Origin of the sequence: Ruegeria arenilitoris (assembly GCF_013035425.1) — a bacterium.
GTDB lineage: Bacteria > Pseudomonadota > Alphaproteobacteria > Rhodobacterales > Rhodobacteraceae > Ruegeria > Ruegeria arenilitoris_A.
Window position 1 is genome coordinate 297,874 of the sequence record NZ_WQHX01000002.1, and the last position, 16,010, is coordinate 313,883.

The 16,010-nt window shown below is 51.5% G+C and carries 17 protein-coding genes, 2 tRNA genes and 1 pseudogene; 4 read left to right on the forward strand and 16 right to left on the reverse strand.

All coding sequences use genetic code 11. The features are described from left to right. Positions 1–85: 85 nt before the first annotated feature. Positions 86–1,543, forward strand: a complete 1,458-nt coding sequence (locus GOV45_RS07090) for a cobyric acid synthase (protein ID WP_170475927.1) — start codon at positions 86–88, stop codon at positions 1,541–1,543. 3 nt (positions 1,544–1,546) lie between these two features. Here GOV45_RS07090 and GOV45_RS07095 read toward each other — a convergent pair whose 3' ends face one another. The 3 genes from GOV45_RS07095 to GOV45_RS07105 all read right to left on the reverse strand — a co-directional run bounded on the left by GOV45_RS07095 (position 1,547) and on the right by GOV45_RS07105 (position 4,554). Next, positions 1,547–2,311, reverse strand: coding sequence for a hypothetical protein (locus tag GOV45_RS07095; RefSeq protein WP_170475929.1), 765 nt, complete (start codon positions 2,309–2,311; stop codon positions 1,547–1,549). A gap of 75 nt (positions 2,312–2,386) precedes the next feature. Continuing rightward, entirely contained in the window at positions 2,387–3,805 is a 1,419-nt protein-coding gene (locus tag GOV45_RS07100; RefSeq protein WP_170475930.1) for a TolC family outer membrane protein, read from the reverse strand. Positions 3,806–3,900: 95 nt separating this feature from the next. Beyond that, positions 3,901–4,554, reverse strand: a complete 654-nt coding sequence (locus tag GOV45_RS07105) for a protein-L-isoaspartate O-methyltransferase family protein (RefSeq protein WP_170475932.1) — start codon at positions 4,552–4,554, stop codon at positions 3,901–3,903. A 221-nt stretch (positions 4,555–4,775) separates the two neighbouring features. On the opposite strand from GOV45_RS07105, the gene GOV45_RS07110 reads away from it, so the two are divergent. Further along, a tRNA-Cys gene (locus tag GOV45_RS07110) sits at positions 4,776–4,849 on the forward strand. Positions 4,850–5,341: 492 nt separating this feature from the next. Further along, positions 5,342–5,947, forward strand: a complete 606-nt coding sequence (locus GOV45_RS23545; RefSeq protein WP_170475934.1) for a GntR family transcriptional regulator — start codon at positions 5,342–5,344, stop codon at positions 5,945–5,947. Between the two features lie 4 nt (positions 5,948–5,951). Here the strand turns inward: GOV45_RS23545 and GOV45_RS07120 are convergent, their stop codons facing one another. The 12 genes and pseudogenes from GOV45_RS07120 to GOV45_RS07165 form a co-directional block, all read right to left on the reverse strand. Then, entirely contained in the window at positions 5,952–6,710 is a 759-nt protein-coding gene (locus tag GOV45_RS07120; protein WP_170475936.1) for a methyltransferase domain-containing protein, read from the reverse strand. Beyond that, on the reverse strand, positions 6,707–7,327 hold the full coding sequence (locus tag GOV45_RS07125; RefSeq protein WP_170475937.1) for a pimeloyl-ACP methyl esterase BioG family protein: 621 nt from the start codon (positions 7,325–7,327) through the stop codon (positions 6,707–6,709). Before GOV45_RS07125 ends, GOV45_RS07120 begins: the two co-directional genes overlap by 4 nt. After that, the gene (gene bioA, locus GOV45_RS07130; RefSeq protein ID WP_170475939.1) at positions 7,327–8,610 is read right to left on the reverse strand and encodes an adenosylmethionine--8-amino-7-oxononanoate transaminase; all 1,284 of its coding nucleotides are present in this window, start codon (positions 8,608–8,610) and stop codon (positions 7,327–7,329) included. Before bioA ends, GOV45_RS07125 begins: the two co-directional genes overlap by 1 nt. Further along, positions 8,607–8,873 (reverse strand): ATP-dependent dethiobiotin synthetase BioD, encoded by a 267-nt coding sequence (gene bioD, locus GOV45_RS23550; RefSeq protein ID WP_367648659.1) that lies wholly within the window; start codon positions 8,871–8,873, stop codon positions 8,607–8,609. The genes bioA and bioD (GOV45_RS23550) overlap by 4 nt, the downstream gene beginning before the upstream one ends. An 82-nt stretch (positions 8,874–8,955) precedes the next feature. Further along, positions 8,956–9,228, reverse strand: a pseudogene (bioD, locus tag GOV45_RS23555) (ATP-dependent dethiobiotin synthetase BioD); the annotation flags it as partial. Next, a complete protein-coding gene (locus GOV45_RS07140) occupies positions 9,225–10,001 on the reverse strand; it encodes an aminotransferase class I/II-fold pyridoxal phosphate-dependent enzyme (RefSeq protein WP_367648660.1) in 777 nt (258 codons plus the stop codon). The gene GOV45_RS07140 and the pseudogene bioD (GOV45_RS23555), both read right to left, overlap by 4 nt. Then, a complete protein-coding gene (locus GOV45_RS23560; RefSeq protein WP_367648661.1) occupies positions 9,982–10,347 on the reverse strand; it encodes an aminotransferase class I/II-fold pyridoxal phosphate-dependent enzyme in 366 nt (121 codons plus the stop codon). The genes GOV45_RS07140 and GOV45_RS23560 overlap by 20 nt, the downstream gene beginning before the upstream one ends. Further along, complete coding sequence (gene bioB, locus GOV45_RS07145; protein WP_170475941.1) at positions 10,344–11,324, reverse strand: biotin synthase BioB; 981 nt, start codon at positions 11,322–11,324, stop codon at positions 10,344–10,346. The genes GOV45_RS23560 and bioB overlap by 4 nt, the downstream gene beginning before the upstream one ends. Positions 11,325–12,096: 772 nt before the next feature. Then, entirely contained in the window at positions 12,097–13,233 is a 1,137-nt protein-coding gene (locus GOV45_RS07150; protein WP_170475942.1) for a DUF1996 domain-containing protein, read from the reverse strand. 361 nt (positions 13,234–13,594) lie between these two features. After that, complete coding sequence (locus tag GOV45_RS07155) at positions 13,595–14,410, reverse strand: hypothetical protein (protein WP_174823602.1); 816 nt, start codon at positions 14,408–14,410, stop codon at positions 13,595–13,597. 238 nt (positions 14,411–14,648) lie between these two features. After that, positions 14,649–14,725, reverse strand: a tRNA-His gene (locus tag GOV45_RS07160). A gap of 47 nt (positions 14,726–14,772) precedes the next feature. Next, positions 14,773–15,255 (reverse strand): GNAT family N-acetyltransferase, encoded by a 483-nt coding sequence (locus GOV45_RS07165; protein ID WP_170475944.1) that lies wholly within the window; start codon positions 15,253–15,255, stop codon positions 14,773–14,775. Positions 15,256–15,329: 74 nt separating this feature from the next. On the opposite strand from GOV45_RS07165, the gene GOV45_RS07170 reads away from it, so the two are divergent. Beyond that, complete coding sequence (locus GOV45_RS07170) at positions 15,330–15,518, forward strand: DUF6324 family protein (RefSeq protein ID WP_170475946.1); 189 nt, start codon at positions 15,330–15,332, stop codon at positions 15,516–15,518. Positions 15,519–15,522: 4 nt separating this feature from the next. Here the strand turns inward: GOV45_RS07170 and GOV45_RS07175 are convergent, their stop codons facing one another. Continuing rightward, complete coding sequence (locus tag GOV45_RS07175) at positions 15,523–15,954, reverse strand: MmcB family DNA repair protein (protein WP_170475948.1); 432 nt, start codon at positions 15,952–15,954, stop codon at positions 15,523–15,525. Positions 15,955–16,010: the final 56 nt, after the last annotated feature.

Sequence of the window (16,010 nt, forward strand, 5' to 3'; positions counted from 1 at the left end):
TCAAAACATGGGCGGACTTGTTCAACTTTGGCTTTTCCTTTGTCCATAAATCAGGTCATCTGCGCGTAAATGCTGGAGGCAACTTATGGCTCGGTCCATCATGATACAGGGCACCGGCAGCAATGTCGGGAAATCGGTTCTTGTGGCCGGTCTGGCACGCGCCTTCACCCGTCGCGGATTGAAGGTGGCGCCATTTAAGCCTCAGAACATGTCAAACAATGCTGCGGTTGCCGAAAACGGCGGCGAGATTGGACGGGCTCAAGCATTGCAGGCCCGCGCAGCGAAACGAAAAACGCACACCGATATGAACCCAATTCTGTTAAAGCCGGAAACAGATACTGGAGCACAAATCATCGTACACGGTCATCGCGCCGGAACGATGAGAGCCGCAGATTACCGAAAAGACAAATCCAAACTGCTTGGTGCGGCGCTGGAGAGTTTTGACAGATTATGCGCAGATGCTGATCTAGTTCTGATCGAAGGGGCCGGTAGCCCGGCTGAAACCAACCTGCGCAAGGGAGACATAGCCAACATGGGCTTTGCCTGTGAGGCTGGTGTTCCGGTCATTTTGGTCGGCGATATCCACCGTGGCGGCGTAATCGCGCAAATAGTTGGAACGCAGGCCGTTCTGGATTCTGATGACCTCGCAATGATCCGCGGCTTTTCCATCAACCGATTCAAGGGCGATGTATCTTTGTTTGATGAAGGACGAGATGTAATTGCGGCTCGCACGGGATGGCCATGTCTGGGTGTTGTGCCATGGTTTGATCAGGCATGGAGGCTACCCGCAGAGGATATGATGGATATCCGTTCTCACCCCGGAGGCGTGCTGAAGGTAGTGGTGCCACAGCTGGAGCGAATGGCCAATTTTGACGATCTCGATCCCCTGTCTGCAGAACCCGAAGTTGCAGTTGAAATTGTGCCCGCCGGCCGAGCCTTGCCCGGGGACGCTGATTTGGTGTTGCTGCCCGGAAGCAAGTCAACAATCGGGGATCTTGCTTTCTTTCGCGCTCAGGGTTGGGATGTGGATCTTTACGCGCATGTGCGGCGTGGGGGGCATGTATTAGGTCTGTGCGGTGGCTACCAAATGCTTGGTAAATCAATATCAGACCCAGACGGAGTAGACGGAAGACCCGGGAATGTACCCGGATTGGGCATGCTTGATGTAACCACCACAATGTCTGGGCAAAAGAAGGTGAGCTTACGCAGCGCGATCGCTGTGCCAGGCAAGGAAAGTGTCAGCGGATATGAAATTCACATGGGTCGGACCGAAGGACCCGATTGCACCCGCGCATGGTTGGAGATTGACGGTCGCCCCGAAGGTGCGGCCAGCCCTAATGGACGAGTTCGCGGAAGCTATTTACACGGAATTTTTGCGTCAGATGCCTTTCGCTCCAGCTTTCTCAAAAATTTGGGCGCAAAATCTGACCTGGCCTACGAAGACGGCGTAGAGAATATTTTGGACGAACTTGCTGAGCATCTGGAAAGACACATGGACTTAGATTTGCTTCTTTCTATGGCAGAAAATCCAAAACGCGCTTAGATGCTAACTCGTTTCCTGCGAAGCGATAACCTTGTTAATCTCTCGTCGTACCATCTTGCGTATGTTGCGCGTGATGCCTTCGCCCAACTTACCCTGTAGTTCCTGACGAACAATCTGAGCTACCAATTCGCTAAGCACGTCTTCGTCCAACGCCTTCGAACCCTCTTCCACCGACGCAGGAGCATCGGCACGATGGCTGAAAATCAAAGGCGTTTCCGTTTCCTCCTCTGCCGATTGATCGGCAGGATCCTGCGGCCATTCAACAGCTTGGTTCGGCGTTCCGGAATAAGCGTCATCACTTTCGCCATCCGGTTCCCACTGATCCTCAGTTCTGGCTATCGCGGCCTCTAGCGCCTCGATCTTCGCGCTAAGGCTGCCCGCGAGATCCCGCCTTTCACCAAGCCTTAAAGGGACGATGGGCATTGGCCCGTCGTCGAACTCTTCGTCTTGAATGTCAGGTTCGCTCGTTTCATCATGTGGTCGAACAATATCACTGAGGTGTAAGCGCATTGGCGCAGCGATGCCAGCTGTCTCAGCCCCAGCTTTCTTTGCCTCTTCGCCACCCTCAGATTCTGTGACCAGCTTCAGTGGCGCGGATTTTTCTTCCTCGCCGACACGAAGCGCTTCGGTCAGAACCAACCTGCCCGGTTTGCGCGCGGCCGTCGGAATAAAAATGAACTCCGATTCTTCGCGTACTTCTTCACTGACCAATCGCTTAACCGAGGACAGAACATCTTCAACATCCGCATTCGTTACACTGTCAGACATAGTTCTCAATCACTCTAACCTTTGAGAACAATAGTACCCAATCCGGACCGCACTCACAACCGATTGTATTATCTCTTATTCGCGTCGCAATGCCTTGAGAACGCGGTCAAGGTCACGACTTTGCTTGCTGACCTGCGCAGGCGCCCTTTTGACTAGGTTGTAATACAATGTAGGGTCATAAATCTGCACCGCGAGGCCAAGACGCTCTGCGGTAAGCAAACCCTGCGCCTGAAGCAACTGGTAAGCTGCCAGCGACCGCTCGGTACGCGAAGCTACTTCTGCCAATTGCGCGTCCAAAAGGTCTTGCTGCGCCGCCAGGACGTCCAACGTTGTCCGAGCACCGAGAGTGGCCTCTTCGCGAATTCCATCGAACGCGACCTGCGAAGCACGAACTCGTTCTGTCGAAGCCGTCAGGCTGGCTGTTGCAGTCTGAAAGCGAACATAGGCATCCGTGACTCCTTGGGTGATGTCCTTTTGCACATTCAGCAAGTTCGCTCGCGACGCGTCCCGCGTCGCCATTGCCCGCCGGATTGACGCAGCCAACCGCCCGCCAGCATAGATTGGTTGCGTTAGATCCAAAGAAACTCTTGCGTCATTCCTATAATCGTCGTCGTCGTAGCTTTCAGTAATTCCAGCGTCCGCGTTCAATCTGACGTTGGGCCCTAAGTTTGCCCGTTGTTGCTGAACAACTAGGTCGAGTGCTCGCACCTGGTGCTGGGCAGACAAGATAGCCGGATGATTACGCTGAGCCAAAGATTGCGCCTCGGATTCCGAACGCGGAAGATTTGGCAAGCTGGGTTGTCCCGCCGTGCGTCCGGGTAACTTACCGACAGCATTCACATATTCCGCCTGAGCGGTGCTTAAAGCGCCGCGAGCATCAGCCAAGTCCGCACGAGAGCTGGCAAGCTGGGCCTCTGACAAGGCAACGTCTGTCCGTGTAACTTCACCTACTTCAAAACGGTCTTGCGAGGCCCGAAGTTCCTCAGCCGACAGGTCAACGTTGTTTTGACGGATGCCGACCGTTTCTTCCTGTAAAAGAACGCTCAAATAGGCGGTTGTTGCTCGAAAAAGGATCTGTTGTTCGATATCGATAAGGGACTGCCGGGTTGAAAGCACCGTTTCCTGCGCGGATTGCTTGCCCAGAACAGATGCTCCGCCGTCGTATATCAATTGGCTGAGCGTCAACCCGGTGAAAAAGGTCGACGGTTCATCCGTGGTCAAAACACCGCCGGTGCGAGCGCGCGAAAAATCCTGACGAACACGTGCCGTCCAGTCGATGATCGGCCGCAGAGCGGAAAGCGCAATTGCGACATCTTCATCCGCTGCACGCAACAAAGCCCTGTTCTGTTCTAACAAGCCACTTGTGTTGTACGCGCCAATGAATGCGTCCGTTAGATTATCAGCCCAGGCAGGCCGCCCGGGAAGGGCCACCATAGCAATGCTTGCTGTCAAAGCCATTGCTTTGATCAGCTTTTTACTTGCCGTCCCACGCATGTCAAATTCCTCTCAAACCAAATTTAGGCAGCGACTGGAACAATTTGCGTCTTTGTTTTCAAGTAATCAAGGCAACAAAAAATTTTGCTGAACGACTATAGCGAAAATGCAAACATTTTGGAAAAAGCACTTAAAACTGGGGCCGATGCGTTGAATGCATATCGCCACGTAACGTGCCCGGCCGACTTGTGTCCGATTTTTACGGTTCCCAAGTCTCCTTCCATGAATATGCAGGCGATACGTCCTTGATCCTTTAGTTGATCCAGAATTGCTTCGGGAACCCGCTCGACACCGCCTTGGATCATAATGACGTCATAGGGGCCATGCTCCGCAGCGCCCAGTTCCAACGGACCAGTGTGCACAATTGCATTGTCAACATCTGCATTCATTAGAATTGTCTGCGCATCTACCGCAAGTTCTTCGTCATCTTCGACGCCAACCACCAACTGAGCCATTCGAGCTGCCACCGCCGTTGAATAGCCAAGTGCGGGGGCAATATCCAAGACAACCTCGTCATTGGAAATATTCAGTATGTCCAAAATCTTGGCAAAGGTCCGTGGTTCTAGAATACAGCGCCCGTTACCCAGATCGATCAAATCCTCAACATAAGCTGCCTCGCGCTGTGCGTCGGGAACGAAGTTTTCGCGCTCAACTGACAGCATTGCGTCTATGATGGGAAACTTGGTCACATCTGAAGGTCGGACTTGAGTATCAACCATTGTAAGGCGGCGGGATGCGAAATCTGTCATGTCATCGCTCGTTCATGTTCCATCTTTCTGCGGCTTGTGCCACATCCATTCGGTTGCGGCAACGTCGTTAGGACCAAAACAGTACTGCGAGTCTATAGATACCTGGCCAAAGCTTGATATGACTGCGGTCGTCAGATTTCCGCTCAAACCACTGGACGTCTTCTTAGAAAGCTGGTAGAACGCCCACCACACCACAGCAAGTAATTGATTTTGCTAGAAAAGGCGAGTTGGCGGAGTGGTGACGCAGCGGATTGCAAATCCGTGTACACCGGTTCGATTCCGGTACTCGCCTCCAAACAATCAGAGATTTACTACAGGGTTTTCCGAAATCGTCAGCAGGTCGTTGCAATTGCAGTAGGTTATGATGTCCATCTAATGACACGGATTTAGTACGAAGCACTTAGGCAATACTACAATTCTATCGAAGACAATCCGCAAGCGCAGGTTGCTTCAGTTTTCGTTTATTTCAGCCGACAAATTTGAATGACGTCAATGTTGGGGTGAAGGTTTACTAACGACAATACCACGCTCTTGGAGGCGGATCGTCGATTTCCGCAGGTGAGTATGCGGAGTAATGGTAAGCTAAAACTTCGCTTCCATTACCCAAAGTGATTAACACAGGTCTTTTTCGGCCGGTGTGATCTTTGTTCTCCGCGCGACTTCCTTATATCCAAAGGCGAAAACTCGAACTTGTCGGCAACACCGGGTCAGCCTGTTGTTCTTCAAAACATGTGACTGTATGCGTCTTGATGTACGATCTATCGAGCGTGAGATTGACGGAGGCTAGGTGACGCAGCAACAGATCAAGAAGTCCGACGAATTAGCTCAAAAACTGTCGGTGAAAATCGTTAGAGGTGAGTTTCACCCCGGAGAAAAGCTTCGGCAGGATCTGATAGCCCGAGAATTTGGGGTAAGCCAAGTAACCGTTAGGGAGGCGTTGCTCAGCCTTGCTTCACAGGGGTTAGCTATTAGTTTGTCGCGTCGGGGCATATGTGTGGCCCCGATGGATCAGAATTCCGTCGACGAACTGCGCACTATGCGATGCGCGCTTGAGCCGGTCGCATTGTATCACTCGGTTCCAAATCTGACGGCAGAGCAAATTAAACAAATTGAGAAAATCCACAAAAGTTGCAACGCCGCTGAAACCTCGGAACATTGGGAGGAGGCAAACCGGGACTTTCATATGGCAGTTATTTCTGCTTGCAAAATGCCACGTCTGATCGCTGAAATCGGAAAATTGCAGCTGTTGTATGCCTGGCATTTTAACGCCCGTTACTCGGCCAGATGGCGACGACGCGACGATCCAGATCACGCAGCCATTTTGGAAGCAATCAAAGACCGTGATGCAAATCGCGCACGGACGATCATGCAACGCCACCTGTCGCGGTTATGATAGGTTAATTCAGCTTTCGAGCGATGATCCAAACCGCATGATAGGTCAGCGGCAAACCTGCCTGATCTTTGTAGGTCTGAGTATAATCGTCGATGAACTGTGTCAGTCGGGATTTTGTCCAATTCTTCTGAGTTCGCCCGTTCACACCTGTCTTGCGTAAGTAGTCGAGAACGTGACGAGCAGAGGGAAAACGGGCTTGCTGCACGGATTCTTCGATTTTCACTACCTCTAGGTCATTCTGCACAGCCGCAGCCAGCTCTCTTGCAGAGCACAAGCCGGGAGCACCGGACGAAGACCCTATTCGTACCAGTTCCCGATATTGTCCATCGCCGAACCCAGACACGGCCAGCCATCCGCCCGGAGCAAGTGCCGATACTGCTCTGTGAAGCAATTTGACGGGATCCGGAAGCCATTGAATCATAGATGAAGATGCGATCAAGTCTGGATGTCTAGGCCATTCAATCTCTACTGCATCACCGCAAATAAATCCGGCATTGAAAGCCTCGGCCGTTTGTTGGGCCTCAGGAGCAAGATCATTAAGTGTCAGCGCTCCGAGCTCGAATTCGGCCCGCAACAGTTGCGTTAAATGGCCAGTGCCGCAACCCAATTCCAATGCAGAAGAGAAATGTTGAGGCGCACCACTGTCATGCAGGTCCTGGATCAACCGATCAGCGATACCAGCCTGTTGGTTCGCTGTTTCGTGATAGCTGCTGAAACTTCGGCTGAAACTGCGTCGCACCCGATCTACAAGCTGTGCTGTCATGAAATCCATTCCGCCCAACTTTGTCCTTGTCCAAACGGGATATGCGGACCGGAAACATGTCGAACTGCCTGAAGTTGCGATGCCCATGCCAACTTTTGCGCCCGCGAAGGAATTATCCGGTCGCGTAGCGGTATCCAAATACGGTCAAACCTGGTTTCCGGCGCTGAACCGCGTTCAATAATCGCGTGTAGCTCTGCACGGGCAGCCGCAATATCAATCGCGGGCACAGATGACTTCAAGCCAGCCCGAAGGCAAAACTTGGAAAAACTATCAGCAGAGAGATTGTCAGCTGTTGAACGGATCAGAGTCGGCGCGATACCTTTTTTGCAATCAGCGGGCATTAAAGTACCACTGATCGCAATCTTCCGCGTTGGCTTAAACCCGATCCTCGCCATCCAATGTGCGGCAGAGGCTACGCCGAAGGAAAAGGCAACAACGCTGACTTCGTCGTACTGAGCCAATTCTGGAATAGGGTCGTCCAATTGGGTGTAATCCTCGACCAGTAGGACTGAACCCTTACCCTGAAGCCCGTTAAAAGCCGCCGCGCCTACAGCCCAGCCGCCAAAGACAACAGTAATCGATGCCGAACCCCCACGTGACAACCACTTCCGCTTCATTAAATTTCCTTGGCTAGTGAGACCATGGCCGCTGTCACACAGCTTAGCTCCTCGGGCGAGATGATATATGGCGGCATACAGTAAATATTGCGGGCATGAGGGCGCAGCCAAACACCTGTTTCAGGTGCAAACCGATGAGCAATCGCTGGATCAACACGTTTTTCCATTTCGATTACACCAATCGCACCTAAGATGCGGGTATTGGCAACGCCAGGTAGTTCTCTTGCTGGGGCCAGTTCCTGATCCATCTGGTTTGCAATATTACTGACATCCTTGCGCCAGCTGCGTTGCTTGAGCTGATCCAAGCTTGCTATGGCTGCGGCGCAAGCCAACGGATTAGCCATGTAAGTCGGCCCATGCATCATTACACCAGCTTTACTTTGACCAATGCCAAGCGCCACTGGTTCCGACGTGACCGTTGCCGCCATAGTAATGTGCCCGCCAGTCAGAGCTTTACCAAGACAAACGATATCCGGCGCGATACCTGCATGATCCATAGCAAACAGCTCACCTGTCCGACCGAACCCAGTGGCGATTTCATCAAGGATTAACAATATCCCATGAGCATTGCATAAATCCCGCGCACCCCGCAGCCATGCGGGATGGTAAAAAAACATACCCCCTGCCCCTTGAACCACAGGTTCAAGAATAATGGCTGCTATCCGATCACCCTTTGATTCCAAGAGCGCCTCAAGCGCCCCAAGCCCATTCAAGCGTGTGTCATCTGTCCAATCCTGATCGAACGCAATAGGTGGTCGCGGAACAAAATGCTGGATAGACAAAACCCCGCGAAAAAATCCGTGCATGCCATTCACCGGATCACAGACACTCATGGCTTTCCATGTATCGCCGTGATAGCCACCACGCACGGTGGCAAATTCAGTTCTTTGGGAATTCCCCCTAGCCATCTGGTATTGAACGGCCATTTTCAGTGCCACTTCGACCGAAACAGAGCCGCTGTCACTGAAAAAAATGCGATTTAGCTCTTTCGGAAGCAACTCGATAAGTCGGCGTCCTAACTCGATTGCGGGTTCATGGGTCAACCCACCGAACATTGTGTGTGGCATCTGCGACAACTGAGCCTTCATTGCGTCTGCGATGGCCGGATGACGATGCCCATGGATTACGCACCACCATGAAGACATGGCATCGATCATCCTGACCCCGTCATCGCGCGTCAGCCACACCCCTTCGGACTGAGCGATCAGATGCACCGGCCCCGGGTCCATGATATTTGTATAAGGGTGCCAAAGATGGCGGGCGTCGAATTCAAGGGGTGTCACAAAAATCTCCGGATCGTATCGGTATCAATCGTAGCAAAGGCCTTAGACAGGGTCGTAGGGGACAAAGGATCAAGATAAGGCAACCGGCCCAGAAACCGGGTATTACCCATTTCGACGATCGTTTTCTCTACGTCCGGTTCTGCGTTGCCAACAAAGGCTACCCCGATCACCGTACAATTGGCATTTCGGAGCGCCTGCAGAGTTAGTATCGTGTGATTGATTGTCCCAAGTGCCGTGCGTGCTACCAAAATGACCGGCGCCAACCATTGTCCAAAGAGATCGAGAAAAAAAATGCTGGCGGTTCAGCGGAACCATAACTCCACCAGCTCCCTCAACGACAAGAGGTCCATCAATTTTAGGAAGCGCCAACTGATCCAGCCAAATTTCCACACCAGCATCTTCAGCGGACAAATGTGGTGAAGACGGTCTGTTCAGCCTAAATGCTTCACTCAGCGTTTCTGCACCGGATAAGGACTTGACGGTATCTGTATCCGTGCGGTCCATTAGACCGGATTGCACCGGTTTCCAGTAGCGGGCTTTAAGAGCCATTGTAAGACCCGCCGCAAAGACAGTTTTGCCGACACCAGTGTCTGTGCCCGCCACTATAAGCGCACTCATTCAGTCTTCCTTTGATAATTGTGGATTGTTTCGAACAAAGCGCTGATATCCTCGTGATTAACGTTTCCGGTAATAGAAATTCGGAGCTGCGACCTACCGCGCGGAACCGTTGGTGGGCGAATGCCGCGAACATCAAAACCCTGCTTTTGCAGCGCGGTAGCCATTCTCATGGCCCGCGCTTCATCACCCAGCATTACTGGAATAATTTGGCTATTGAGCGTTTCCTTCGGAAAACCGTATCGACGAGCAGATAAATGAGCAGAGGCGACACGAGACTTTGCCGAGGCGCTCAGGTCGCTTTCGTTTTGTAAAACCTGCAAGGCGGTCCTTACTAACGCGGCGGTGAGCGGTGCCGGAGCGGTCGCGAAAACAAAAGGGCGCGCACGATTAATCAAAGCTTCGATGAATACTTTCGACCCGCAAATCAACCCACCTGATACGCCTAAACTTTTGCCGCATGTGTGTAATGTCAGTACCTCGGCCTTCAAATCATGGGACAAACCTCGGCCATTTGGCCCATAGATACCGGTCGCATGAGCTTCATCCACGACAAGCACCGCGTCGCTCTCGACGGCCAGCGACGACAGGTCTGGCAAAGGCGCAAGATCCCCTTCCATTGAATAAACGCTCTCCACGGCGATCCAGACTTGCCCCAGGCCACCCAAGGCCCGCCATTTAGCAATAATCTTGCGTGCATCGTTTACATCGTTGTGGGCAAATTTGCGGGTCTCAGCACGACCTCGGCGCATTCCTTCATGAGTCCAAAGCGTCAAATAATACTAGGTCTTCGGCAGCAGGGAGGGTTGAAAATATCGCCTGATTGGCCTGAAAACCTCCCCCCATAAACAACGCTGCCTCAGCGCCAAAGAAATCTGCAGCCTCTTGCTCCAAAGCTTCATGTTCCGCATGGTTTCCGCGCAAAAGACGTGACCCACCGGAACCCAGCGGGACCCCTTTGTCCAACGCGTCCCGCGCGGCCTGCTGCATCAGGCTCGACCGCGCCAATCCCAGGTAATCATTCGACGCAAAGTCTAGCCCGACCGGTTTTGAGAGCGTGCGGCATCGGTTTCGGTTACACAAAATCCGAGATGTCGATGAAAGCCGGTCCAAGGCCCTCATTCAGCTTCGCCTTTACGGCTTTCGCATTCCGCAACTTCAACTCGCAGACCCAATTTGGCAAAAAGCGCGGCATCGGCGTCGGCCTCTGGGTTTTGGGCGGTCAGAAGTGTTTCTCCAACAAATATCGAATTTGCCCCAGCCAGAAAGCACATTGCCTGAACAGCCTCGCTCATTTCACTTCGTCCCGCTGACAACCGCACATAAGATCGAGGCATCATGATCCGAGCCATCGCGATCACGCGAACAAATTCAATCGGGTCAATCGGCTTGGCATCTGCCAACGGTGTATTTTCTTGCGGCATCAACATGTTGATCGGTACAGATTCTGGTGCCGGATCCATGTTGGCAAGCGTCACCAGCATTTCGACCCGGTCCCGGGTGACTTCGCCCAGTCCAAGGATACCCCCGGAGCACACTTTTATTCCTGCATCTTGCACACGCCCTAGGGTCTTTATCCTGTCAGCAAACTTACGAGTCGAAATGACTTGAGGATAATACCGTTCGGACGTGTCGATGTTGTGATTATAGTAATCCAGCCCAGCGTCACGAAGACGGCGAATTTTGTCCTCGTCCAGTGCCCCTAGTGTCATACAGGTTTCCATACCAAGACTGCGGACGCCTTTAACCATCTCTACCAGCGCATCCATGTCTCTATCTTTCGGCTCTCGCCACGCTGCTCCCATGCAAAAACGAGTCGCACCAGCGTCTTGGGCCTTGCGCGCTTCGTGCAATACTCTCTGAACCTCGATCAGTTTAGACGCTGGCAGTTTCGCTCCGTTAAGCGCCGATTGGGAGCAATAAGCGCAATCTTCGGCACAGCCGCCCGTTTTTATGGACAGTAACTTGGACGTCTGAATCCTGTTGGGAACAAAGTTGTCGCGATGCACGATCTGCGCACGAAACAGCAAATCCATTAACGGAAGATCATGCAAGGCTTGCGCGGCCTCCAGCTCCCAATCTTTTATTGTGTTGCTCATTTTATCGATATTTTTAGCCTTGATTCTTGTCTTTGGCTTTTTTATCGATTTTTTCTAAGGTCACAATGTTTTTCTTCAACATTACATTGAGTTAATAGCGCTCAGATGCTTAGGCTTCGTTTCGTTGTAAACTTCAAGAATAATCAGATTCGACACTTTTCCCCTATTCGTCAAAGCTGTGACTTGAAAACACTCAGCCAACCGGGTGGAAAGGGGTTTTTGAGACGAGCAAAACTCAGGCTCTATACTAGTCAGAAAGTCGGCAAGAGAGTTGGATGCGAATTTACCGTCACTGCAAATCCTAGGGCATCATAAAGTAGCTGAGGGTGCGCATTATTTGCGTGGAGAATAATCTCAAAGAACTAAACTCGGTCTCGGTTTTGCGAACACCGTTTTTGCCCCGGCGTTAGTCGTCGCTAAACAAAGAGTGGCACTGGTAAATCAAAGTAGATTTTCTGTCGTCGACCCCGGAAAATTAACGTTTCAACGCATCTCAACTGACAAATCGTTTTTTTGTAGATCGCACTCAACCATTTCAGCCTCCTTTTGATCGAGCCTCACAACTACTCCTCGCGACCCTAGCAACGTCCACCACTGTGTCTTTTCAGCGCCAAGTGTTTAGTGCGGCAAAATCAAAAAGAACAAAGCACTCCGGTGAATGACACTTCGTCACAATACAGACGCCCATTGGCTTTAGGAGAAATCAAGGACGAGACCTTATCGGGTCTACAGCCAGGCATATCAAAGATCTCCGCGTTCGACCTCCAAAAGCCTAATGATTGTGATTAAGCATCCATGGCCATCCCTTAAGCGCTGCAGGCGTCGAAGACACCCCATCTGCAACTTTGAAATCACCGTATACTCGACTGCCATCTGGCGCAAAAAACTGATCATGCTGGTGCGAATGCAGATCGGGGCCGCACTCTGAGACAGCATCGCGCATGCAATTCGCCATAATTTGTGCGGATTCTTCTGTCCAACCGGCGACATAGTCAGCATGAGCGGACGTACCCTTTGGCACATTGTCCATACGATCTGATGCAAAATACCAGTCAGAGTCAAACGGTACATCCGACCAATTAACATTCTGGGTCAGCTGCGGAATCGTATAAGGGTGAGAGCGCGGGCAACGGCCATGAACGGAGTACGCGACGTGCTTGGTGCCGCCCGGGCTGGAAAGTATCGGCGATCCGTCGGCATTCACGGCAACGCAATCAGGAAAAATGACTTCTAATGTCAAACCGTCGTGAGGAGAAATCCGAATGTCACCCCCCCAAATTTCTTGATCTTTCTTGCTTACAACGACACCGCTAGACCCCTTAACATCTGCGTTGGTTAAAATTTCAAGGCCTTGCGGAATTGGTTTGATCTTGCTGCGATCATTCACCCAACTCTTATAATAATTCGTTATAGCTGTAGGGAGAACAACTTCCCCTCTTTCGTTAAAAAGCGCCGGAATCCAATAAGCAGAACGGTTCGTGACACCGCCATCGCAGGTCGTCCGACCCGAGTGGATAATGTCACTACTAGTGCTGTCGGCATCGACCTCGGCATTACCAAAAAACATATGCAGATGAGCTGCACCGGGTTGCCCGGGATAAACAACCGGGTCATCATACGAATAGTGTGAAGGCACGCAAAAAAAGCGAAAACCATGACCGTCTATGTTGCCCTTCTCACCGCGAGGTACAGGCATAGACCCCTTATCGGTGCCGCGCGTAACGACATGGTGGAAATCCGACGAAGCGTGTTGCGCGTTTGTTTGGCTTGCTGTCCCTCCGACGGCTAATATGCACATCGTTATTAGCAAATTGACGTAACTAGATGCAGCGACAGACCTGCGCTTGGTTTGCCCTGAGGATCTTGAAAAGCTCTCGACAAAGGCCGCCAGAAAAAAACGATCGGTCATCTTTGCTGTTCCTTTCACTAACTACAAACTACCACCTCTATGGCGGGCACACGGTTCAATACTAAAATAACTTAGTTATCCCCGCTCTCATATCAAATCCTGCAAAAAAATTGTCGCAGCTTCTTTAAAAAACGGACGTCTTTGTGAATAAATGCACCCAAATCAAAACTATTGTTTAATCCTTTAGGTCTGCTGCCCCAATGAGCTCTTCAATTTCGCGAGAATGTCGCTCGACTATGGTCATTTTGCCCGGCCCGAGGCCTTAAAGACCAGGTCGACGACGCAATCCGACAAGAATCCACTCGATTGTGAATCCATAGACCGTTACTCAGACGCTTTGGTCTGCGAAAATCACGGCAGCTCAGAAGTGAAACGCCACCGCTGCATAAATCCCGTTCTGGTCGACATCATAAGCAAACTCGCCACTATCGCGATCAGTGGAATAGTCTATTCCATAGAATTGATAGCCGAAGCGCAAAGACGTATTCTCCCACCCCTGCCAGTCAAAACCGGCCAAGACTAAATACTGAAGATCATCGCCGTTCACGCCAAATCCGCTCAGTTCCGCACGGGCTCCAAAACCCCATTTATCATTGATTTCAGTCGCATACCGCAGGGTAATCAGCGGCTCGAACCATTCTTCAGTACCACCAAGGGAAAGACTTGGACCCGGGGTATTTATGTCAATTTCTTGCTTGAGCCGATTCCATTTAACACCAATCGCCGCATCAGCAGCGTATCTTCTGCCCGAAGCATTTACACCGTTTGCGAACCGGTAAGCGCCCTGCAGGTTAAAAAACGTTTGACGGACATCCACTTCGACATCCGTTCGTCCTGCGCCAATTGGTAAAGTGCCATCTTCGCCAAGCTTTACATAGTAGAGCTCGGAAACGATGCCAAAATCTCCGTTCCATCCCTCATACCGAACGGACAGAGCACCCTGCAAAATGTCCAACACTTCGTTCAGACTCAAATCCAAATCGACACTGCTACCGTCGACCGTTGATGTGCCCTTGGTAGAGAATGGCAGAAACAAATAAGGAGTAATCGAATGGCGCCAAGATCCATCATCAGCCGGAGATCGTGAAAGCGCCTGGGCATCAGCAATACTCGGCGTCGAAATCGCAATACATGCGCCTAACGCTGCAAACGAAGCAACCTTTCTAACATTCAACATTCTTCATATCCAAATCTGATTTCATGTAATCAGTATGGTAGAGGGTCAGTGGGTGTGCCGACCAGAAAAAAATCCGTTTTGTTGTCCGAAGGATAGAAGACAAATTGCGTTGACGCCACCAAACGTCAGGTGAAAATGGTGTCTGGCATAACAGCCGATCACTAGCGGCAGCCCATCAAAGCGACCAATCACGCAATTGGTGACCCGAACCTTCTGCCTAGAGTTTTTGTTTGAGAAGTGGTACCGCCTCCCTGGCTTGAACAGGGGACCTCTGGATCCACAATCCAGCGCTCTAACCAACTGAGCTAAGGCGGCACTCGTGGAGGGCGATTTATCGAACACGCACTGGGATTGCAAGTCTATTAAAGTTGAATTCTCCAGCTTTGTTCGACCAAATCCACGCCGAAAGAATACACCGGCTTACTATCGACCAACTGCCACCCAAACGCGCGGTAGAGAGCGCAGGCCGCGCGATGGCTTTCATGTGTCCAAAGCACCATCTCGCGATAGCCTGCAGTCCTAGCAAACTCCATACACTCATTTAACAAGTGCCTCCCAATCCCCTGCCCCCGGGCTTCAGGCACTAACAGGAACAAGCGCAGCTTGGCACTATGATCGTCCTGAGCAACACAAAAAATGCTGCCTAAGTGTAATCCGTTCTTCTCGGCGATCCAGCCGCACTCGCGCCTGGGGTCAAAATCCGCAAGGAAGTCATTCAGGATTTGGGCCACCAATCGCCCGAAGGATTCGTTGAACCCTTCATCGCGCGCATATAGCAAGTCATGCTGTTTGACCAACCATTGCGCATCATCGGCGTGAAAGGGCCGAAGGGTAACATTATCCATACTTCTTTTGTGCGCTTTGGTCGCTTGATTCTCAACCCATCGCGCTGTAGCAAAAAGGCTCATCGGAGGCGCACATGGGCATAAATACCGAACGCGACATAGAAGCGAACCTGCAGATCGGACCGACTGATCAGGGCATGGTTCGTCTGTTCATCGAAGCTTCGGATGCTGAGATTCCGATGGACTTTGACCCGGACGAAGCTGAAGAGATCGCCGAAGAAATTCGCGCCGCAGCCCAAGCAGCGCGGGCGTTAAGGGACTAGGCTGTCAGACACGCGGGTCACGCAACACGTGCAATCTGCGTGCAGCGTCGGTGGCGAATTTCTGGATCATTTTCTTTCGCCGCGCTGGTGCGACCTTGGTCTCAGGACCGATGCGGATAATTTCAGCGTCATAAGCATCTGCAATGATCAATCCGGTTTCAGGCGGCAAAAGATCGACGGGAAATTCCGTGTCGACGGCCCAAAAAAATCGATCGCACCATTCCAGATAGCCCTGCCATTTCGAATCTGACTGATAGTCGGCCCGACTTGATTTGCATTCAATCACCCAAAGCTCACCCTTTGGTCCCAATCCCATAACGTCTACACGCAAACCGCGGGTCGGGACAAATTCCTCAATGGAAACATAACCATGGGTTACAAGGTGCCGCGAAACCCCTCGGGCCAATCTTTGTCCAGGATGCAATTCTAGATTCATTCTCAAAATGTGAACAATTAGTGAACAAAAATCAAGCACGACTTCTCTTGACATGA